Here is a 22090-nt window from a genome sequence, read left to right on the forward strand (position 1 = left end):
ACCGCAAAAAAGAGCGATTATTGTAAAACCGCTCTCCATCAAAAAATGAACCGATGTCATCGGGAGGTCAAACCTCCCATGGCAAAGCACTACTTTTCACACTTAAAGGACCTGATGTCCTTTGCACAAGGTGTTCCAGCAGCTTCTTAGTTCAATCCATTTTGACCAGCAACAGTTTTAAACCACTCACCTGATTTTTTAATGGTTTTCACCTGCGTATGGATATTATTTGAGATAAATCCATAGCGATTGCGATAAGCATTGGTCCATGACCAGCAATCAATCGGTGTCCAGAGGTGATAACCAAAGCAATTAGAACCTTCTTGGATTCCCTTATGAAGAAATTCCAGATGCTCACGGATAAAATCAATCCGATAGTCATCTTGAATCTGACCACTCTCATCCAAGAACCGTTCTTCTCGTGAAACTCCCATACCATTTTCAGAAACAAACCATGGAATATTCTTGTAATTGTCACGAATATTGATGGCAATATCATACATGGCTTCAGGATAGATTTCCCAGCCCTTATCAATATTCATCCGACGTCCAGGCATGTCATAATGGTCATAATAGCGGGTAGGCATCCAGTCACCTACAGAATTTGGAGCGATGTCTGGCGCCTTCACACGGTTTGGATGGTAGAAGTTGACCCCAAGGAAATCCACAGTGTTGTTCTTGAAAATAGCAGCATCTTCAGATTCTGTTTGCCAGATAACCTTGTCGCGTCTCAAGACTTCCTCTAGTTCTGCTGGAAAATGTCCGTAGATAGCTGGTTCCAAGAACATCTTATTGTTCCAGAGTTCAGCAAATTTAGCTGCTTCTTGGTCAGCTGGCGCTTCTGAGGCTGCATAGGTTGGCGTCAAGTTCAAGACTGTACCAATGCGTCCGCCATCCTTATCCAAGCCTAACTCACGGAATTTGGAAATGGCTTTGGCAGAGGCAAGGTTGAGATGATAGGCTACCTGAACAGCTTTTTTCCCATCCACTATTTTAGGATAATGGAATTGATAAAGGTACTCTCCATCCACAACGACCATTGGCTCATTATGAGTTGTCCATTCTTTGACACGGTCACCGAAGTGTTTGAAGGCCTGCTCCGCAAAGCCAACATAGAGGTCCACCACATGACGAGACTCCCAGCCACCGTACTTGTGATAGAACTCAACTGGCAAGTCAAAATGGTGTAAGTTCATCACTGGGCGAATACCATTTTCAATGAAACAATCAATCACTTGATTGTAGAAAGCAATCGCATCCTGATTGACCGTATTGGTTTCCAAATCATCAATCAAACGCGTCCATTGGATAGAGGTCCGCACACTGTTGAGACCAACCTCTTTCATGAGAGCAATATCTTCACGAAAACTGTTGTAAAAGTTAGACGCCGTATCGGGACCAACTTGATTGTAGAAAACTTCTGGCTCTATCTCATACCAGTAGTCAAACATATTGGCGTGTTTTTTAGCAAAACGCCCTTCGCTTTGGGGACCAGATGTGGCTGCTCCCCACCAAAAATTAGCTGGAAATTCTTTCATCATCTTCTCCTTCTGCACATAATCGTTGATGCATCATATCGTTAAATTTCGGTAAATACTCATGTCCAAATTCTGGATAAAAGAGTAATTCTTTTTCTGATTGTAATTGATTATAGACCGCAAATTGCGTTTTGGGGTGGCAGATTCGATCTTCTAGAGCCATACCCCACAAGACTTCGGCTTGAACCCGTGACACCAAGTATTGGATGTCAATGTAATCCAGGGCACTAAATACCGCTTCTTCCGTTTCATGTAAAGGATCTCGAAAGCGGAAATAATAAGGGATTTCTTCATAGGCTGATTGTTCTGCTTGTAGTCCATAGGCTACTCTAAAGTCACTGAGAAATGGATATTGGACAAAGCTGGCCTTTACCTGTGGACAAAGACTGGCACAAACCAAGGCTAATGCCCCTCCTTGGGAAACGCCATAACTATACATGCGTTGACTGTCAACCTCAGGCATCGATTTCACAATCTGAGTAAGCTGATAAATGGCTTGGTAAACTCGTTTATAAAATAAATTTTCCGGACCTTCCTCCACTCCTCTGAGTAAATGTCCTTTGAGGGTTCCTCCCTTTGTCTGGCTAGAATCTTGAGAAGCGCCACCCTGTCCAGGAACATCCATTGCCACCACCATATAGCCCAAGGAAACCAGAGTCAATTTATCAGACCAATCTCCGACATTGGTGTGATAGCCGTGAAATTGAAACATGACAGGACATTTCACAATATCCCCTTTGGGCTTCAAGAATTGACAGACAATCCTAGAGCCGTCCACAGTTGAAAAAATGAGTTCAAAACAATCTGCAAGCGGACTTTTAAAAGAGACTGGTCTCAACTGATAGCCTAGACCTTTTTCATCAACCTCATTCAAAGCTCTTTCCCAGAATGCGTCAAAATCTTTTGGTTTTGGTTGACTACCACCATAGTCACCCCAAAGTTTTAGAGCATCTTTCGTTCTCATCCTATACCTCCACTTGCAAACGTTTGAGAACCTCATTCCCAATAAATGCCGCACCTGCTAGTGTCGGATGGACACCATCTTCACCTGTCAAGTACTGTGCAGAGTGGAGAATGGCTTGCTCATTAAGAAGTCCATCTAAGGGAACTAGTTCCAAATCAAATTCCTGAACCAAGCGTCGCACAATCTGAATTTTAGGATCTAAATCAACTCGCCATTCCCGTCTATCCAAGGGATAAGGCAGGACAAAGGGCTCCATAACCAGGATTCGTTCTACTCCTGCCTTTTTCAAACTCGTCAGTAGTTTGCGATACTCCTGTTCAAACCTATCCTGCTCTGCATGACTTCCAAATGATTCTAGGCCAACAGTATGCCAAACGTCATTGATTCCCACCATGAGTAAGATGGCTGTCGGGTTGAGGTCAAGACATTCATAAATACGGGCATTCAAATCTGCAACCTTGTTTCCACCAATTCCCCTGTTATAGAAAGAAAAACGGGCTTGTGGATATCGAGCGGCTAATTGGCCTGCAACGTGATTAACATAACCATGTCCCAAGCTTCCTGCATCATTCTTATCTCGCCCCCACTCTGTAATTGAGTCTCCGAAAAAGACGATGGTATCATCCTTGTATAGCTTCATATTTATTCTCCATATTGGCTCACAAAATGGGCAGCTGCGCCAAGTAAGTTGGCATCATTTCGGTATTGGCAAGCTTCCAGTTTGAATGTCAAATCTGTAGCATCCGCCTCTAAAATAATCTGGTCTAGGCGCTTTCTGACTTCCTCTACCAATTCTTCCCGAACGGAAATGCCTCCACCAATTGCAACAAGTTCTGGATTTACAGTCATCAACACATTGTAAATTCCGATAGCTAGACTCTGATAGATGCCTTCCACTACCTGTCTGGCCTTTTCATGTCCTTGGTCAGCCAGAGAAAACAAGTCTTTTCCTGAGAAGGATTCAGCTAAGCCTTCTGCCTGCGCAAAACGGTTTGCCACGTGAACAGGACTGACTAGGTGACTCAAGGTCATGCCATCCTGGAGGATCATATAACCAAATTCCCCACCAAAGAGATTCTCCCCTTTTAGCAAGTATTGGCCCTGTGCAACAGCTCCACCCACTCCAGAACCGATGATGAAGAAAACAGAGGATGCGCTATCCTTGGCCACCCCAAGATGTAATTCTGCTAATGCAGCACAGTTGGCATCATTTTCAATCGAAACAGGTAGACCAAATAAGTCACTTAGCTCCTTTTGAATGGGAAAACGGTGAATATAAGGAATGGCACTTTTTCCATAAATGATCCCCTCTTCCGTATTGACAGAACCAGGACTGGAAAAAGCTACTCCAGTCAGCCGAATTGTTGAAAATGATTCTTGCAATTTTTTCAATTCATTTTTCATTTCTTCCCAACTGTCTGGAGTGGGAAAAGAAGATTGATGGGAGAGTTGCCCCTGATTGTAGAGGGCAACTTTCACAGCAGTTCCTCCCATATCACAAACTAGTAAAGCCATATATTCTCCTAATCTTGTCGAATCATCATTTCAATACTGAAGGTATCATAGCGATGGGTACTGATAGAATACTCAAAGGTTGTCCCGTTAGATAAAAAGCCAATTTGTTCCACTATACCAACAGGATCTCCTTGTTCTAATTCTAAATTTGTTACTTCAGAATCAGATGCTTTGCGAACTGTAATATTGCGGTGAGCACTTTGAATTTTCATCCCTAAGGTATCTTGAATATACTCATAGATAGATTCTTCTACATTTTTCAACCTTAAATCAGGTATGACTGATACAGGCATAAAGGTATTTTCCATAACAAGTGGACTTCCATCTAATATCCGGACACGTTCAATGTCATAAACAAAACTACCAATTGGAATATTGAGCTTATTGGCTACTTTTTCTGACGCGGCAATTATTTCAAAATGCAAAACCTTACTGGTCACTGAACGAGTTGGGTAATATGCAGAGGTACCAATCATTTGACTTCCTACTACCATCTTCTCCATATCCTCTACTGATAAATCTTTGACAAACGTACCAGCCCCCCGACGTTTAATAATTAACCCTTCTGCAACAAGAATGTCCAAGGCTTTCTTAACCGTCATTTTACTAACTTCATAAACCTCACACAAATCCTTCTCAAAAGGAAGCTGGTCATTAGCTTTATAAATACCATCTAAAATTTTTCTTCTAACATCATTTGCAATCACATTATACTTTTCCATGATTGCCTCCTTCTAATCATTATCAGCTTAACAAACCAAGACAGCAGTTCATGTAATGGATTGATTGTCAAACAGAAAATACGAAAACGCTTTACTTTATTATATACCTACTAGTGACCGAATTCTTGTCTAGACCATTTTTAAATAAAATAATTTAGACGAAAAGTCTCCTGGCATCACTCTAGACCAGTACTCCACTTCACGGCCTAGATAATTTTCGTTCAATAATAGGCCAATCGTTTCCAAATCTCTCCCAAAGCGAAGTGTCTCAGACTGTTTTTCTTGTACTTTATAAGAAACATCAGCTTTTAATCCTCTTAATTTCAAGCGTTGATAGGTCGGATTCGGCTGGGCTAACAGTTGAAAATGCCCAACTAAAGCCTCTGATTGATCTTGGCTCACAACCATCCATGCAACTCGGTTACTATCGCCTGTTTCTAGGCGGTAAAAATCTCCCTGAATCACCAACCCTTGATGGGATTTATACTCTTTAATTTGCTGCTTGATTTCTTGTTTTTCCTCTTCGGTCAACGCCAGAGGGTTTAATTCATAACCAAACATACCAAAGAAAGCTACATTCTTTCTCATATCGAGGGATGTGACACGAGCGACTTGATGGTTGGGAACTGCTGAAACATGACTGCCCATACTAGACAGTGGGTAAAGCATAGAAGTTCCGGTCTGAATAGCCAATCGTTCTATTGCGTCTGTATCATCGCTTGTCCAAATTTGCGGACTGTAATAGAGCATACCAGCATCAAATCGTGCTCCTCCACCCGCACAGGATTCAATCAAGATATGTGGATAATTCTTGCTTAGGCGATTATACAAATCATAGACACCCAGAATATAGCGATGAGCCAGCTCTCCCTGCTGGTCTGGCAAATAGTCAGAAGAATAGGCCTCTGATATATAGCGATTCATATCAAGTTTCAGATAATCAATCGGAACCTTCTGCAAGATGGCATCCATCTGCCTATAAACCTCATCAACCACTTTGGGATTCCCAAAATTGAGGACATATTGGTTTCGACCTTGTGAAATATTTTTCTGCGGATGTCCAATGATCCAATCAGGATGCTCACGATATATAGGAGTATCTTCTGAAACCATCTCTGGCTCAAACCATAAACCAAATTGAAGTCCCATTGCATGAATCTTTTGGCCAAGACTGGCTAAACCATTTGGTAATTTTTCGTGGCTTTCAACCCAGTTCCCCAAGGAACCCTTATCACTATTTCGATTGCCAAACCAACCATCATCTAGGACAAATAAATCTACTCCTAGTTCCCTTGCTGCCTCTGCAATATCAAGTATCTTTTTCTCATCAAAATCAAAATAGGTTGCCTCCCAGCTATTTAAGAGAACTGGACGAGGTTTATTTTTCCAAGAACTCCGAATGAGATGCTCTCTAAAAAGATGATGAAAGGCCTGACTCATACCTGTCAATCCATTTTCGCTAAAAACCATGACAGATTCAGGACTAACAAACATTTCATTTGGTTTCAATTGCCACTGAAACTGAAAAGGATTGATGCCTAATTGGACTCGTAGTCGGTCATAATTATCCAATTCTATTTGGGCACGGAAATTTCCACTATAGATCAAACCAAAGCCGTAGACCTGTCCCTGACTCTCTGTCGTTTGCGGTTGGCAAATAGCAAGGAAAGGATTGTGAACATGGCTACTAGCTCCACGCGTGGAGGAAACATGTTGAACTCCCCGATGAATTTTTTCACGCGATAGGTGATTTTCACGCGCCCAAGCTCCATCTAGGTGAAGCCACTCACACTGTTCATTGGGGAGGTCTAGGTTCAGACTAGCCAGTTGTTTTACAGAATACTCCTGCTGACCACCATTTCGTAAAATAGCCTGACGTGTTATAACAGGCAAATCTCTGTAAATGGCATAGCGCAAGGTCAAATAGACATCCGAATAATCATCCTTCAGATAAACCTCCAAAACCTGAACCTGCTCTGCTTCCCCAAAAGTTCCTGGCAGGGGCTCAAGGGCTACCTTTCCATCAAAAATCTTATATCCTTGATAGCGAAAATGACTGATAGAGTCTCCGTCTGGATAGGTCATTTCAAGAGCTGGGTAACGAAAATCTGTCGTTCCAAAAACGGGCATTTCTTGCTTGATATGTTCTAGGGAAGTCAATAATTTCCCAGCCACCAGATTGTTTCCAGGCCGAATCTCTCGTTCTAAGAGCCAGTCGAACTGATCATAATCAGCAATCGAAGCGCCATAATAGAGATGTTCCAGTATTCCTGTATCTTCCATCACCCGAAAAATATAGGAAATGTGGTCATTTTTTAAATGAAAATATAAGTCTTGTTCATAAACCCGTATCATTCTTTTTTTCCTTTCTTAATTGACTGATTTTTGTAAGGACCAGACAATAGATACCCGGCATGAAAAACCAGATAAGGAGATGTTTTGTAAGGGCAAGATAGAATAGAAGAGTTAAAATGGTGCCTTGCACAGCCACATCATTAAGATTGCGAGAAATCAAGTACAAACTCATTGCCAAACTCTTTTTAAAACGAAGGCCCTCTACTCTTTGGTAATAGGGAAGCCAAACCATCAATACTAGCCAAAACATACTTCCCACAAGAAAGCCTAGCAAGAGCTGGTCTGAATAGTTTTGAAGCAAACCAAACCAGCTGACAAGGGATAATAGAAAAGAGAAGGTCATGAAGGAAGAAATGAGCATCTCTGAAACTTTGGATTCTTTAGGAAGATAATCCACTTCTTTCAAACTCACATAATAGGGCTGTGAACTTTCATATAGTGCCAAACAAGTTGCCAAGGCACCGTACCAACCGTAAACGAATCCTCTTCTCACCAAGCCCCACCAAAAATAGGTTGAGACCTTAGCCAAGACATAGACTCCATTGATGGTTGCAATTAAACGAGATTGTTTCTCCATGAGTCCTCCTTTCTATCACATGATTGACTACTTAACAGAACCAGCCACCCCATTGTAAATGTATTTTTGGAGGGACAAGAATACAATTAAAATTGGCAAGATAACAATAATAACACCTGCTAGAATGACTGGCCAGTTAGTACCATATGGCCCTTTAAAGGCGAAGAGGGCTGTTGAAATCACTTTCAAATTCCGATCTGGCATATACAAGAACGGGCTATAGAAGTCATTATAGACACCTACACCACTGATAATCAACATGGTCACAATTGGGGCCTTTAAGTTTGGCAGAATAATTCTCCAGAAAATCCCAAAGTGACTTGCTCCATCAAGGTAGGCTGATTCATCCAATGAAATTGAAATTTCATCTAAATACTGCATAAAGACATAAACTGAGATCACATCAGTTCCCAAATTCAACAAGATAACAGCCCAAATAGTGTTAAACAAGCCAAGGGAATTAATGATTTGGAAGGTTGCTACTTGACTGGTAATCCCTGGAATCAACATAGCAATCATGAAAAGACCGAGAATCACTTTCTTCAATTTAAAATTAAAGCGACTCATTGCATAGGCAAACATGGACGCCAAGGTCAACTTCCCAATCATACTAGCCACAAAAATGATCAGCGTATTTTTAAAACCCAAAAGCATCTGTCCATTGACAAAGGCTGTTTTATAGTTTGAAAAATCCCAGGTTTTAGGAAGAGCGAGGACATTGCTGCTCAAAAATTCATTGTTTGATTTAAAGGAACCAATAAACACAACCAAGATGGGCAACAGTGCAACGACTGCTCCTAGAATGAGGACAAGGTATTGGAAGACCTTGCCAATTGTCAATTTCTCTCTTCTCATCGTTTATTTCCTTTCCTGCGTAGCATAGCGTTGCACCAAGGTCACTACTACGACAATGACCAAAAGAATAATGGCCATAGCAGAAGCCAAACCAACCTTGTTATACTTAAAGGCTGTATCGATTGTTTGAATCACGAAGGTTGTAGTGCCGTTTGAACCACCAGTCATAATGTATGGAATGTCAAATACACTCAGTGAGCCACTAACGCCAAGAATAATATTCAAAAAGATGATATTTCGGATACTTGGAAAAATAATATAGATAAACTGGTCCCAACGATTGGCACCGTCAATTTCTGCCGCTTCATAAATCTCTGGATTGATGGATTGAATGGCACCAAGGAAGACAAGGAAATTAAAGCCTGTATAGCGCCAAACAGAGGTAAAGGCAAGAGAAATATTATTAATTTCTCGATTTCCCAACCAGAGTTGAATCTGATCCCCCAAGCCTAACATCTCAAGAACCGTATCTAAGGTTCCTCCGCCTTTGTAGAAATACAAGAAGATGAAACCAATCGCAACACCATTTAAAAGATAAGGGAAAAAGAGAATCCCCTTCCAAAAATTAGCGAATTTTACCTTGAAAGATAAGATTGTCGCAAACAAAAGTGCAATTCCCAACTGGAAGAAAGTTGCAATAAAGTAATACAAACTAGTCTTAAAAACCGTAAAATAAGTAGGTTTTGTTAAAATGGTCTTGTAATTGTCCAAACCGACAAAATCCGGATTGGGAGAGTACCCATTCCAATTGGTTAAACTATATTGAAACATTTTCACCAAGGGATAATAAGAAAATGTTAACAATAATAGCACAGGAATAATTGTAAACGTGAAAATCAATAAACGCTTTTCAGCCGCTTGACTCATTTTCATCTTAAGCATAAGATCCTCCTAAAATAAGAACTTGTATTCACAAGTAAAGTGCTTGTATATAAGAGACAGCTTTTCGCTAATCAAGGTAATTTTTTGAGGGAATACTGACTGTATTTTGAAAAAACGAATGATAAGCAGCTGAAAAACTAGACTAAGATGGAGCGCTGAACTGTGAATACAGGTTCTAAATAATGGGCCAGTTAGAGAATTCCAACCAGCCCACCACTATTCTTAGTTGCCAGCAACTGTTTTAATGGCATCTGCCCAACGAGTGTTGAAATCCTTCATAATATCTTGGTAAGTCTCAGAAGAGTTCCCTACTGCAGCATCAATGATGCGTTGTTTTTCAAGGTCAGTTGTACCAATACCCAATTCAGATTGGTTATTAATATCGCTGAAGAGTGATTCTTTTCCTTCTGGTGCTGGATTTTCTTCAAACAATTCTACTCCAGCTTCTTTACTTGCCTGCAATGCTTCTGGATAATCTGCACCTTTTACAGTTGGGAGGCCGCCATTATCTTTGGCATAATCAGATTCGTTGACCATCCAGTCTACGAATTTGCGAGCTGCTTCTTTGTGCTCTGAATGAACGCTAATACCATAGTTATAGTCTCCACCTACTGGCATATATTGTTTGCCATCAGATGCAGTCATTGGAAAGGCTTGGAAAGTAATGTTTGATGCATTATCTGGATTTGCTTCTTGAATTTGAGGAACTGCCCAGCTACCCAAGACCATGACTGCAATCTTACCATTTGCTAAATCAACTTTTGATTGCTCCCAGTCAGTTGTTGTTGGATCTGCTTCAATCAAACCTTCTTTGGCTACATCATACAAAAGCTTATAAATAGTTCCCATTGTATCTTCTTGGTCAAATGGCGAAGTATCAGACGTCATTTTGTTGGTAAAATCTACATCTCCTGTAGCTCCAGCACGAGTAAAGTCCCAGTTTGATAGCGTCCAACCAGCTGCGTAGTTGGTATAAAGAGGAACTACATCATTGTTCTTTTCCTTGATGGTTTTCAAAGCTGCTAGGAAGCTTTCCGGAGTTTTAGGAAACTCTTTGATTCCAGCATCTTCAAATACCTTCATATTCACCACCATACCCGTAGCATTCATCTGACTCGGAATACCGTATGAAACTCCTTCAAATGAACGATCGTTCAAGCCGAGATAGGTCTTTTCTAACTCCGCCTTGTCTCCCATCGGTTCAAAGAAGGTTGCGTAATCTTGCGGTTGAATATCACCTGGAATCATTAGAACATCGCCATACTCTTTGGAATTCATACGGGTCTTCATCTGACCAGCATAGTCCGTGATGGTTTGAACTTCTACAGTGATGTCAGGATATTTCTCATTGAACTTAGCAATGTATTCATCCCATTTACCATTTCCCTCCCAGTCTGTCTTGTGGTTAATAAAAGTGATGGTTTCTTTTCCATCCTCACTTTGGCTACCTCCGCCTCCACTAGCACATCCCGCTAAAACAAGTGCAGCTGCTGCTGCTGTGACACCAAATTTAAACAATGCTTTTTTCATAGATTTCTCCTCCATTATTTTTTCTTTGCATTTGTTTACGCTTTCATTATAACACAAGATTTTTAAAAAGTATATACTTTTGTTTAAAAATATATACTTTTTTATAAAATTTTATAACTTTTTCTGAAAAATCTGTTATACTTTTATAGTAGAATTCTTATTATGAAGGAGAAAATCATGGAACCCTTGTTTCTCACACCTGTAATGCACGAAAAAATTTGGGGAGGTCAACGCCTGAAAACCAACTACCACTATGATATTCCTAGTGAAAAGACTGGTGAATGTTGGGCTATATCTGCCCACCCAAACGGTGTAACAACTGTCTCAAATGGTCAATTTAAAGGAAGAGGACTGGATGACCTCTATCAGAATGAAAAACATTTATTTGGCAATCCCACAGATAATGTCTTTCCATTATTAACTAAAATCCTTGATGCAGACGATTGGCTTAGCGTCCAAGTCCATCCCGATGATAGCTATGGCTTGGCTCACGAAGGTGAATTGGGCAAGACAGAATGTTGGTACATTTTAGAAGCCGAGGACGGAGCTGAAATCATTTATGGCCACAATGCCCAATCCAAAGAAGAACTCCGTCAGCAAATTGAAGCTGGAGATTGGGACAAGCTGTTGACCCATGTATCCGTCAAAAAGGGTGATTTCTTCTTTGTGCCAAGCGGCACCATGCACGCTATCGGTAAAGGTATCATGATACTAGAAACCCAACAATCTAGCGATACAACCTACCGTGTCTATGACTTTGATCGCCGTGATGACGCTGGGAACCTCCGTGAACTTCACATTGAAAAATCTATCGACGTATTGACAATCGGGCCCGTAGCTAATTCCACACCTGCCCAACTCAAAGTAGGCAAACTTGACACAACCCTCCTTGTTTCAAATCCCTTCTTCTCTGTCTATAAATGGCAAATCAAGGGAGAAATTCAGCTGAAGCAAACTATTCCTTACCTACTCGTCAGTGTCATAGAAGGCCAAGGTTCCATCCAAGTCGGTGAAACTAGCTACCCACTTGAAAAAGGGACCCACTTTATCTTGCCTGCAGATGTGACTGACTGGACCTTCACAGGCCAGATGGAAATCATCGCAAGCCATGCGAACAAAAATCAATTATAAACTCATCTCACACTAGAGTACTGTCAACTGACGCATTGTGCTTCAACTAATTATTGACTCATGTCTTGCTAGATAATAAAACCAGCCCTTGAATAACGAGGACTGGTTTTAATATAAAAAATTTCAATATTGATAAACGAATAGAAAATTACTAAAAATGCTATATATTATCACTGGCAATTATTCGTCTATCTTCTCCGTAATTTTATAGATTATTTTCAAATTAGTTTATCAAAAATTCTTTTGCTATATAGAAGCCAATGAATTCCACAGTGTTTTCTATTAACACATAAAATTTCTAAAAGCTCCTTACTTTGATTGTGTAATAATCATGAAGACGCTTTTTTTATGCGAAAAAGGTACATAGCCTGTTGAATTCTTTTTCAATTAAATTCAAAGCTGCTTGAGGACTGTATAAAGTATTACAGCTCATTATTGTAGCAGATAATTTCTAAACAATGTCCTTGTGATTTGAGGATGTTGTTTTTTTGTCCTTAGGGCGAATGTGCCGTATGCAAGCCCCCTCGGAGAGCGTTTGTAGTTTTGATGGACCACAGGGCTGTCAAAACTACAAAAACGTTATTTTTGGGCAAAAAGTAACAAAAAGCTATCTTGAATCGAAGCCAATTGTTTATCTTACAGCTCAAAAATATCGAACTTAGGCCAGCGGGGAATAGCAAAGCGTCCCGCTGTTGCCCGTCATTCGGGCAATCGAGCATAAATTTTCAGTTTCATAATAATTAAAATGGAGTTCTACTTTGTCCATTTATTGGTCAAACATGGACTGTATAAATTTAGACCATTTTTCGATTATTAATAGACTTCATACATATCCGATTTTTATTCAAAGATGGATTACTTTAACCATCCATCTTAGTATCTATAAAATAATGGATAACTAAGTATTTCATAAAATCACTATTCATGCTCCTCTTCATAACCCAAGTATTTACTAAAAGATGGAAAACTTAAGTCTTCCATCTTAGCATCAGTTAAAACAATGGATAACTAGGTACTCCATAAAATCTCAATACTATGGTCTATTTAATTTTCCATTTGTTTTGGATTCGTGGTACGTTCTATGATCCACTTTTTATTAAAAAATGTAGCCATCTTGCCAAACAAACTTTTTATCTTGATATTTTTTGACAAATCCTGCAAGACTAATCACTTGCATTTCTATCATCGCTTCTGTCCAATTTCCGATAATATAATGCTCGAGTACCATTTTCATCGCCGTAGAAAAAATTTGAAAATCATCTACCCAATTTGAGAAGGTAAATTTCACATGGATTGATTCATGCAAACCGTCTTCTAAATCAATTGTAACAAAACAATCCGATTCTTCCGTTTCATAATATATTTTTAAATGAATGTCACAGCCATCATTTTCTAAAAGTATTCCAAAGTAATCATCGTCAAATGTTTCTGGAATGATTGCAAAATCTTTTTCATGACCACAATCCATTGCTTTTAAATCCGCTTCTAAAATAGTTTGCTTTAAAAATTTGATAATCATTCTGTGGGATTCTAACATTTTGATCCTCCTTTACTGTTTTCGAATCCATATTGAAGTAAGTATTTGTATTTTGAATATCACATGATATACCTCCTTTTTCTTCTATATTCAGTATGCCACTTTTTCTAAATATAAAAAAATCGTGTGACAGTCCTTGCAAGTTATCAAAGGATATCTACACGTTTTTTTATTTTTTTAAAAAAGCGACATAATAATATTGAAAAAATTGATGTGAATAGAGATTGGAGGTGGAAAATTCATTATTGTTTGAATTCGCACTGGGCTCGGTGAAAATTGTTAATTCGAATGATTGTGACTTCTCTTTTTTAAAAGGTGTCATTGACTTGAGAAAAGAGATTGAAAACGAAGAGAGTAAATGGTTATTCTGCGGCATGAAATGACATACAGAATAACCATTTATCAAGAAAAATGGTACAAAAATAAGTGTTTAATAGTAGTAAAAAGTAATAAGTAAATTTGAAAAATAACCAATCCAATGACATAGAAAAATACATTAGATAAGAAAACGGTGATTACTGAATCTTACTTAAAACGTTAGTCCTAACAGGCAGCCTCAACGTGTATTTTTCCGAGCATACCCAGCTCATTCTACAAAAAAGGGTGGGAGGCAATTTAACAGTAACAAGCATTTTTAAGAAAGAAAGGAGAAAGAAAATGCCAAGAAAAAGAAATTCATTAAAACACGACATTTTCGTCGCAGCAACAAAAAATGTTACAAATAATACATCTAGAACATCATACAAACGTTCAGCAACTCGATTCTCAAAATGGGCTAAGGTTAATGGAATAAAGAAAATTTCTGATATTACAGAAGAAGTTCTTCAATCATATCACGACGACTTAAAAAATGATCCAAAGCAATACACTCCTGCCACTATCCACACATATTTAGCTCCAATAGCTAAAGCTTCCGGTATCAATTTAAACCGAATTAGAAAACAAAAGCGCTCAAGTGATAAAATCGTTCGCGGACGAATACGTGAGTCAAACGAACAAGGGAAAAAACAAGAATTGAACTCTCTCTTCTCTCGCCTAATCGAATTCCAGAAAGTCGTTGGAATTCGCCGTAATGAACTAAAAAATCTAAAAGGTCAAGATTTAAAATATGATGAATATGGCAATTGTTATATTTTCGTGAAACGTGGTAAGGGCGGGAAGAAACAAATGCAATACATCTTACCGAAAGATGTCGAACTCGTTCGTAGAACTTTCGCAGGAATTAAAGAAAATGAACCAGTGTTTTCAGAAGAAGAGATGAACAATCAAATTAATTTACATGCATTACGCGCACAGCATGCGCGCGATAGCTACTTCTATTATCTAGAGAAAATTCAAGTTAATCCAAGAATGAGACATGCACTCTCACATTTATTAATTTCACGATGGGAAGAAGGCCATCAGAAATTGAAGAACGAGTCACAAAGTAAATACGAACGACAGCGTAAAAATTTTATTTATGATCTACGCGACGAATTATATATTCTACGCGGCACAAACAAATCCAAAGCATTAGCGTCAGGAATGCCAATTGAGTATAATCGTTTGGCTTTAATGGCTGTTTCGGTTTTGAATCTGTCCCATTGGCGTCTCTCGGTAGCTGTTACAAATTATATCTTGTAACGAATTTTTTGATTTATTTTTTCAGGCATAATAATTGTGTAGAAAATTGAAACAATGGAGGACATAAAATGAGGAATCAAAATAATCTACAAAATAAAAGACAGAATACAATTTTTGCTCGTGGAAAAATTGTCGAAGTAAATAATGAGGTCTGTAATCCATCGTTTATTTTGTTCATTCGAAATGGTGGTGGCCGAAGACATACATTTTTAACATTTAGATATGATACGGATAAATTAAACCCAATAAAGGGAACGAATGTGTACATCGAAGGAAGTTTGAAAAATAATACGAAATCAAATACATTAAAAAGCTCACACTATTTTGCAGACTACCTTAAAATGGAGCAGACTGAAATATCTAACTATTTCAATTTTTCAGAGTCGAAAGGATTTGCATTCCCAAAACATTTTGCCAAATTTTTAATTTATGGAACTATACTTAATAAATCAGTAAGTTACAATTCTATTTGGGTTGAACTTTCCGTTAAAGACGAGAGTAATAATGTAGTAAAAATTCAGTATAGCAAGCATATGCGTGTTAATGATTTGAATTTGAGAATTGGTGATAAAGTATATATTTACGCGTTACCAATTTCCACAGAAAAATTAGTGAACAAGGAAATAGTAAATTTTGAAAATTTAATTGCAGAAGATATTGTAATCGAACAATAAAAAATATAGAAAAAGTGGGGACTTCGAACGATTGAAGTTTCCACTTTCATTTATTAATTATCAATACAGTACAATTTTCAGAAATCCATAGCAAAGGATGTAATGATATTGAAGTGATTGAAAGGATATTACACGGAGTCGTTGAAACAGCATCTTCAATACTTCGTCAGAGAAAACTCAGAACAACTGAAATATCGATACGACTAGTACATGCTAAATCTGAAAACCGATTACCATTGGAAGTTACATTCAGCATTAAGCCAACAAGCTCATCTGTGATGATCTATACTGAGATAATCAATCGCTTTAAAGAACGTTACACAGGTGGGGAAATTCAAGGTTTTACGATTCAATTTGATAAAAATATCCTTGCGTCTACATAGAAAGGATTCGATATGATTGACCGTTCATACTTACCATTTCAGTCTGCACGAGAGTACCAGGATACCAAGATGCAAAAATGGATGGGCTTTTTCCTATCTGAACATACATCTGCACTATCTGATGATGTAAACAAGGTAACGTTCATGTCTGATTTATCGCTAGAGAAGAAATTATTACTCCTCAGTCAAGTATACGCTAGCCAACTGATCACGCGCATTCATGTGATCGAAAAAACAAACGTGTTTCCTACACTAGAACAATACTAAGTCTGATCAAAGATTTCATTTTAATAAAAACTCCGACAGGTCACATCAATTTAAGATTGAAAGATATTATGAGTATTGAACTTGTTGAGGAGGTACTCTATGAATCAGCTTGAGTTTCAGCGTAATTACCTGCAAATGGACTATTACAGCGAGAGCTACCAAGATTTTAAACGTGACTTCTACCTCTACTCCAACATGAATATTCCATTGACCTTCCTGACCGATGATATCCTCAAAACAATGGTGACTTCTCGTAAGAATTACTTTGTCCTAAATAAGGAAAAGGCTAGAAATAATCGCAATCACTTCTTCATTTTTGAGGTAAGTACCATAGATGAAAATCCGCTAATCTACCGCTATTCTTACAAGAAAACAACAATATACTTAACACAAAAATAGGAGCTCATAAAAATGCTCCTATTTTCTTATAACATGAATTTTAGTTATTTTAAAGTACTAAGAAACTGCCCCTAGAATAGTTCTATCTATCCTTCCTCACAAGAACTAGCAGTAAGAGATAATACTCTATCTAAGCTCTCAATATTTTCACGACCAACAGTTCGTAACCATTCACGTGCAGCTTCTTCACCCTGTTCAATATAGACTGGCACAACACCCGCCCACGTCGCACGACCACAAAGAACACCGTTAAATTTAGCACCTGCTTCATGTGCAAACACTAGTGTATCTTGGAAGAGTTTTGCAGAAACACCTGCACTTAGATAAATATAAGGCAAATGAGTTGATGCTTCTTGTTGACGGAAATATTCGGCTGCTTCTTCTTTTGTATAAACGACTTCCCCTGTTCCAAAGCCTTCTACAAAATTCACGTTCACAGGTACTTCTACCTTGAGAACATCCACTCCAAATCGTTCATCCGAAAATACTTTCATAGCCTCATTTACTTTTCGAGGTTTGACTTTTGCAAATTCCACACTAGCATTGTCCTCAATCGTTTCATCGTAGCTCAAAATTTCCAAAAAGAATGGCAAACCTTCTGCCTGACATTCTGAACCTAAGCGTTCAATATAGGCATGTTTTTGAAGATTGACGTATGGATCACCATCAACATCATAGTAGAGTAGAAACTTAATGGCATCTGCTCCCTCTTCTTTTAATCGTTTTACAGACCATTCTACTAGGCAATCTGGCAAACGACTGGTAGAGCTTGTGTCATAGCCAGTTTTTTCATAAGCCAAAAGTAAGCCACATTGTTCATCACGGGCACGTGATGCTGGCAAACCAAATTCAGGATCTAACAGAATTGAGGAAGAAAACTGTGTTAATTCTTCAGATACTAGAGTTTTCAACTTTTCCATTTGCTCTACAGTTGGAGTTTCTGTCTGATGTTTTGCCATCATTTTTTTTCAAGGCGCCACGTTGGTCAAAAGCAAGAGCTGATATAATGCCATTCTTTGTCATTAACTTAGATAGATTTTTTACCATTTTTATTCCTTTCTAAATAAAGAAATCTCCTGACATCTACTCTATACGTCAGGAGATAAAGTTGATTACACTAAGTGTTTCTTCAATAGCTCAACAATTTCCTCTACACTATTTGCATTTGTAAAAGATGTTTTGAACTCTGTCTTCATGAGTAAACGAGCAATCTTTGATAAAAATTTTAAGTGAGTGGTACCTGATTCCGTTTCCGGAATAAATAGTGCAATAACTGAAGTGATAGGTTGACCATCCATTGACTGCCATTCAACACCATTAGCTAATTTCAATACAGCTACGCCAGGTTTTGTGATTGCAGAAGATTTAGCATGTGGAATGGCAAAACCATCCATCATTCCGGTAGTACCTTCATCTTCCCTTGCAAGAAGTGCTTCTTTAACTAAGACAATGTCTGTTGCATATCCATGTTCAAAAACCAATTGTGATAAACAATCGAACACACTCTCCTTTGATGAAGCAGACACATCAACTAGTACTAATTTCTTATCTATCATTAATGTACCTCTTATCCCTTTTCAATTTTAGTTTTTTGAATATACCCTAGAAGTAATCCTGAAATAATAGCTCCAATTGCAATTGCTAACACCCAAAGTCCAGCATTTGTTACTACAGGTAAGACTAAGAATCCACCATGTGGAGCAGGTACTTTTACACCCCAAAGATAAGTTAACACTGCACCAATTGATGACCCAAGCATCAACGTCGGTAGATTACGGAGTGGATCTTTTGCAGCGAATGGGATAGCCCCCTCAGTGATATGTGTAGAACCTAAAATTAAATTTGCAAGACCTGCATTGCAATCTTCATCAGAGTAATATTTTCGGAATACTGTTGTTGCAACAAATGTTGTCAATGGTGGGACAATACATGCTGCAGAAACACCTGCCATAAAGCTAGTATTTCCTTGTGCTAAAAGAGCTGTACCTGTTACATACGCCGCTTTATTTACTGGACCACCCATATCAAAAGCAGACATGCAACCGATAATAATTCCAAGAATTATAGGATTGGCATTTTCAAATCCTGCTAGCCAAGCCATCATAGATTCGTTTACCCATGTCATTGGAGAGTTCACTGCCACCATAAATAATCCAGTAACAAATACACCAAACAGTGGATATAGGAAAATAGCTTTCAAACCATCTAATGATTTTGGTAATCCCTTAAGTAGTTTCATTAGTGCTAAAACAATATAACCAGCAGCGAAACCACCAACAATACCACCTAAGAATCCTGAACCTCCATTTGCAGCCATTAAACCAGCGACAAGACCTGATACAAATCCAGGACGCTTAGCAATAGATTCGGCAATATAGGCAGCTAAAACAGGAACCATCATGCCCATTGCTACACCACCAATGTCATTTTTCAACATAGCAGCAAAAGGATTATATTGTTCACTATTTGGGTCAAATGAAAAAATACCAAATAGGAATGAAATGGCAATCAAAACTCCTCCTGCAACTACAAATGGAAGCATGTGAGACACACCGTTCATTAGATGTTTATAGATTTGACGTCCAAAACTCTCATTACCTGCTGATGAAGATTCTTGCTTAATAGCTTCACCTGCTTTTACAACACCTTTACCAGATAGAGCATCATCAATCAATTTAGAAGCATTTTTAATACCTTCCCCAACTGAAGTCTCAATGACACGTTTCCCTGCAAAGCGTTCTGCGTTTACATCCTTGTCAGCTGCAATAATAACCGCATCTGCTGCTGCAATTTCTTCAGCTGTCAACTCGTTCTCAATACCAATTTGACCATGAGTTTCTACCTTGATAGAAACGTTACGCTCTTTAGCCGCTTGCTCAAGTGCTTCTTGAGCCATGAATGTATGTGCAATACCAGTTGGACAACCAGTAGCTGCAATCAATTTATAAGTAGCCATCTACTTTACCTCCATTTTTTTTAGTAATATTTGTTTACTTAATTCATCGACATCTGAAAAATCCGTTAGTCCACTTCTAAATGCTGTCGAAGAGCCTGCAGCAACTGCTTTGATTAAGGATTCCTCAGTTGATAGACCCAATATTTTTGAACCTAAAAAAGTACCAAGAGTAGTATCTCCCGCACAAGCAGTATTTACCACTTCTCCTTTCGGTGCGTTGCAAGTAAATACTTCACCACTGTCCGTTAACATAACTGCCCCCTTACCACCTAAAGAAATCAGTATATTTCTTGCACCTAAGTTTTGAAGCGATTTCCCATATACTAAAATCTCATCTTCTGATATATTGTGCACTCCAAACCATTGTGCAATCTCTTCATCATTTGGTTTAATCAGATATGGCTTATACTTTAGGCAAGTGAGAATAACTGGATCACTAATATCTAAAATTAAAGATACGTTTTTTTCATTTGTTATCTCAGCTATCTTAACTAAATAACTGGAATCAATTCCTCTAGGAAAACTTCCTGAAATTACTAAATAATCATTTGAACCTAGCAATCGAATTTTTTCTAATAGAGCATCTTGAGCAGAAGGGGAAATTTCTGGACCTTTATTTACCAATTTATATTCCTCTGATGTTTCTAGAACCTGTGCAAACACATTAATTCTAGTTATTCCATCTACGTCAATAAACTCTTCGGTAATCCCTTTAGCAAGTAACTCATCCTTGATGTACTGTCCCGTAAAACCTGCACTGAACCCTAAAGCTGTATTTGGAATATCTAGCATCTTTAGTATAAACGAGACATTAACACCTTTTCCGTTTGGTTGCAGTTCATCGTATAAAGTTCGATTAACGATGTTATTTTTTAGCTGGTTTGTTTTGATAAACATATCGATGGCCGGATTCATTGTTAAAGTATAGATACCCACACCTTATTCTCCTTTCATACTTTTTTTGTTATAATAATAATAACATTTTTAAAATGTAAGTGTTTTCTAATATTCTAATGATTTTGTAACAATTTACTCTACAGACCTTTCGAAAATTCAATTAAGGCAAACTAAAAATCATAGATATTAATGAAAATAAATTATCAGTTTAAAGAAAGCAACTTTATCTAATTTTGTTTGTTGCAGTTCCTTCAATGATGATTACAAGTTAAAATGCTCTTCCCTTTTTGAGATTAAAAATTCATAAAGCATAAGGAATAAAAATGGCGATCAATAAACATTTGACTGAAACCGAAAAACACACTTGGACACATCTTAATAACAAATTTAAAGAGATTTCTACCCTTAGCATTTCGGAAGCTAGTGAATTATTAAATGTTTCAACTGCTACTATTACCAGAACACTACAAAAAAAAGGTTATACTGGATTTTCTGATTTTAAGCACGATGTAAAAGACAGAAAACAGGATAGCTTATCCATCCTCAAAGATAATAAAATTACAGACGAAATCAAAGTTTCCATACTAAAGAGTTATCAAGAAGTTACAAAAACTCTTAATGAACTTGACCTAGAAACATTAGAAATAGCAATCTCAAAACTAAAAAGTGCAAAGAAAATTACTATTTTTGCTAGAGGATTTTCTGAATTACTTGCTACTGAGATGCAAACAAAATTTCTCTTACTGGGGTATTATGCAGAACTTCATACAGACCCTAACATTATCCGTACTGTTAGTGCCAGATTGGATGCAGATGATTGTGTGGTATTTGTATCCCTAAACGCAGAAACAATTGAATTACAAGATGCTGCAAAAATTTGTCAACAAAACGATACCACTACTATACTCCTAAGTGCTAACCCCTCAGGTAGCCTATCAAATTATTCTCAAATAAAGCTTTTTGGATTTAAAACAGAGTTAACATATTTCCCAGATGTAGAAGTACATTCACGCCTACCACTTTACATTATTGGGCGTTTATTATTAGATACTTTAGCTGCAAATCAAAAATAGACCTATACTATTACAATACAAAACATTAAAACTCCCAATATTGGAATCAGTATATTAAAAAATGACCTGACTAACAATCAGGTCATTTTCATATAAATTTTTATAGGCTTATACGAGCAGAGCAACACACTCAATATGAGGTGTAGTTGGTAAACAATTCCAAATATTTAAAGCTAGAATATTTTCAAATGGATATTTTTTTGAAAGCAACA

Annotated in this window: 20 protein-coding genes and 2 pseudogenes; 7 read left to right on the forward strand and 15 right to left on the reverse strand. The window is 37.9% G+C overall.

Features of this window, described 5'->3' with window-relative positions; translation table 11 throughout:
• Window positions 1-146: 146 nt before the first annotated feature.
• The 10 genes from ACHBIE_RS04005 to ACHBIE_RS04050 form a co-directional block, all read right to left on the reverse strand.
• Complete coding sequence (locus tag ACHBIE_RS04005) at window positions 147-1538, reverse strand: glycoside hydrolase family 1 protein (protein WP_394732764.1); 1392 nt, start codon at window positions 1536-1538, stop codon at window positions 147-149.
• Window positions 1519-2502 carry an acetylxylan esterase gene (locus tag ACHBIE_RS04010; RefSeq protein WP_172067124.1) on the reverse strand — a complete coding sequence of 328 codons (984 nt, stop codon included), beginning with the start codon at window positions 2500-2502 and terminating at the stop codon, window positions 1519-1521. The genes ACHBIE_RS04005 and ACHBIE_RS04010 overlap by 20 nt, the downstream gene beginning before the upstream one ends.
• Window position 2503: 1 nt before the next feature.
• The gene (locus ACHBIE_RS04015; RefSeq protein ID WP_172008867.1) at window positions 2504-3142 is read right to left on the reverse strand and encodes an SGNH/GDSL hydrolase family protein; all 639 of its coding nucleotides are present in this window, start codon (window positions 3140-3142) and stop codon (window positions 2504-2506) included.
• Window positions 3143-3144: 2 nt separating this feature from the next.
• Window positions 3145-4017 (reverse strand): ROK family protein, encoded by an 873-nt coding sequence (locus ACHBIE_RS04020; protein WP_172067125.1) that lies wholly within the window; start codon window positions 4015-4017, stop codon window positions 3145-3147.
• A gap of 8 nt (window positions 4018-4025) precedes the next feature.
• Window positions 4026-4739, reverse strand: a complete 714-nt coding sequence (locus ACHBIE_RS04025; protein WP_172067126.1) for a UTRA domain-containing protein — start codon at window positions 4737-4739, stop codon at window positions 4026-4028.
• A gap of 129 nt (window positions 4740-4868) precedes the next feature.
• Entirely contained in the window at window positions 4869-7094 is a 2226-nt protein-coding gene (locus ACHBIE_RS04030; RefSeq protein WP_394732765.1) for an alpha-galactosidase, read from the reverse strand.
• A complete protein-coding gene (locus ACHBIE_RS04035; RefSeq protein ID WP_172067128.1) occupies window positions 7078-7671 on the reverse strand; it encodes a hypothetical protein in 594 nt (197 codons plus the stop codon). The genes ACHBIE_RS04030 and ACHBIE_RS04035 overlap by 17 nt, the downstream gene beginning before the upstream one ends.
• A 27-nt stretch (window positions 7672-7698) precedes the next feature.
• On the reverse strand, window positions 7699-8526 hold the full coding sequence (locus ACHBIE_RS04040) for an ABC transporter permease subunit (protein ID WP_172067129.1): 828 nt from the start codon (window positions 8524-8526) through the stop codon (window positions 7699-7701).
• 3 nt (window positions 8527-8529) lie between these two features.
• On the reverse strand, window positions 8530-9408 hold the full coding sequence (locus tag ACHBIE_RS04045; protein ID WP_024392514.1) for a carbohydrate ABC transporter permease: 879 nt from the start codon (window positions 9406-9408) through the stop codon (window positions 8530-8532).
• 222 nt (window positions 9409-9630) lie between these two features.
• A complete protein-coding gene (locus ACHBIE_RS04050; RefSeq protein WP_394732766.1) occupies window positions 9631-10938 on the reverse strand; it encodes an ABC transporter substrate-binding protein in 1308 nt (435 codons plus the stop codon).
• A gap of 174 nt (window positions 10939-11112) precedes the next feature.
• Here ACHBIE_RS04050 and manA point away from each other — a divergent pair, with 174 nt between their 5' ends.
• A complete protein-coding gene (gene manA, locus ACHBIE_RS04055; protein ID WP_172067157.1) occupies window positions 11113-12069 on the forward strand; it encodes a mannose-6-phosphate isomerase, class I in 957 nt (318 codons plus the stop codon).
• A 1096-nt stretch (window positions 12070-13165) separates the two neighbouring features.
• On the opposite strand, the gene ACHBIE_RS04060 is transcribed toward manA, so the two are convergent.
• The gene (locus ACHBIE_RS04060; protein ID WP_394732767.1) at window positions 13166-13606 is read right to left on the reverse strand and encodes a hypothetical protein; all 441 of its coding nucleotides are present in this window, start codon (window positions 13604-13606) and stop codon (window positions 13166-13168) included.
• Between the two features lie 657 nt (window positions 13607-14263).
• Between ACHBIE_RS04060 and ACHBIE_RS04065 the strand changes: the two genes are divergently transcribed.
• The 5 genes and pseudogenes from ACHBIE_RS04065 to ACHBIE_RS04085 all read left to right on the forward strand — a co-directional run bounded on the left by ACHBIE_RS04065 (window position 14264) and on the right by ACHBIE_RS04085 (window position 16952).
• The gene (locus ACHBIE_RS04065; RefSeq protein WP_394732768.1) at window positions 14264-15229 is read left to right on the forward strand and encodes a hypothetical protein; all 966 of its coding nucleotides are present in this window, start codon (window positions 14264-14266) and stop codon (window positions 15227-15229) included.
• A 68-nt stretch (window positions 15230-15297) separates the two neighbouring features.
• A complete protein-coding gene (locus tag ACHBIE_RS04070) occupies window positions 15298-15903 on the forward strand; it encodes a hypothetical protein (protein WP_394732769.1) in 606 nt (201 codons plus the stop codon).
• A gap of 56 nt (window positions 15904-15959) precedes the next feature.
• Window positions 15960-16286 carry an imsC-like protein gene (locus ACHBIE_RS04075; RefSeq protein WP_394732801.1) on the forward strand — a complete coding sequence of 109 codons (327 nt, stop codon included), beginning with the start codon at window positions 15960-15962 and terminating at the stop codon, window positions 16284-16286.
• Between the two features lie 12 nt (window positions 16287-16298).
• A pseudogene (locus tag ACHBIE_RS04080) lies at window positions 16299-16666 on the forward strand (hypothetical protein).
• Window positions 16653-16952, forward strand: a complete 300-nt coding sequence (locus tag ACHBIE_RS04085) for a DUF5960 family protein (protein ID WP_394732770.1) — start codon at window positions 16653-16655, stop codon at window positions 16950-16952. Before ACHBIE_RS04080 ends, ACHBIE_RS04085 begins: the two are co-directional and overlap by 14 nt.
• 86 nt (window positions 16953-17038) lie before the next feature.
• On the opposite strand, the pseudogene lacD reads toward ACHBIE_RS04085, so the two are convergent.
• The 4 genes and pseudogenes from lacD to pfkB all read right to left on the reverse strand — a co-directional run bounded on the left by lacD (window position 17039) and on the right by pfkB (window position 20844).
• Window positions 17039-17999, reverse strand: a pseudogene (gene lacD, locus ACHBIE_RS04090) (tagatose-bisphosphate aldolase).
• A 65-nt stretch (window positions 18000-18064) separates the two neighbouring features.
• Window positions 18065-18508, reverse strand: a complete 444-nt coding sequence (locus ACHBIE_RS04095) for a PTS sugar transporter subunit IIA (protein WP_105096327.1) — start codon at window positions 18506-18508, stop codon at window positions 18065-18067.
• A gap of 11 nt (window positions 18509-18519) precedes the next feature.
• Window positions 18520-19908 (reverse strand): PTS fructose transporter subunit IIC, encoded by a 1389-nt coding sequence (locus tag ACHBIE_RS04100; RefSeq protein ID WP_394732771.1) that lies wholly within the window; start codon window positions 19906-19908, stop codon window positions 18520-18522.
• A complete protein-coding gene (pfkB, locus tag ACHBIE_RS04105) occupies window positions 19909-20844 on the reverse strand; it encodes a 1-phosphofructokinase (RefSeq protein ID WP_172010298.1) in 936 nt (311 codons plus the stop codon). It lies immediately after the preceding gene.
• A 284-nt stretch (window positions 20845-21128) separates the two neighbouring features.
• Between pfkB and ACHBIE_RS04110 the strand changes: the two genes are divergently transcribed.
• Window positions 21129-21878, forward strand: coding sequence for a MurR/RpiR family transcriptional regulator (locus tag ACHBIE_RS04110; RefSeq protein WP_172010296.1), 750 nt, complete (start codon window positions 21129-21131; stop codon window positions 21876-21878).
• Window positions 21879-22090: the final 212 nt, after the last annotated feature.

Source organism: Streptococcus sp. A23 (assembly GCF_043674155.1).
Lineage (GTDB): Bacteria > Bacillota > Bacilli > Lactobacillales > Streptococcaceae > Streptococcus > Streptococcus suis_V.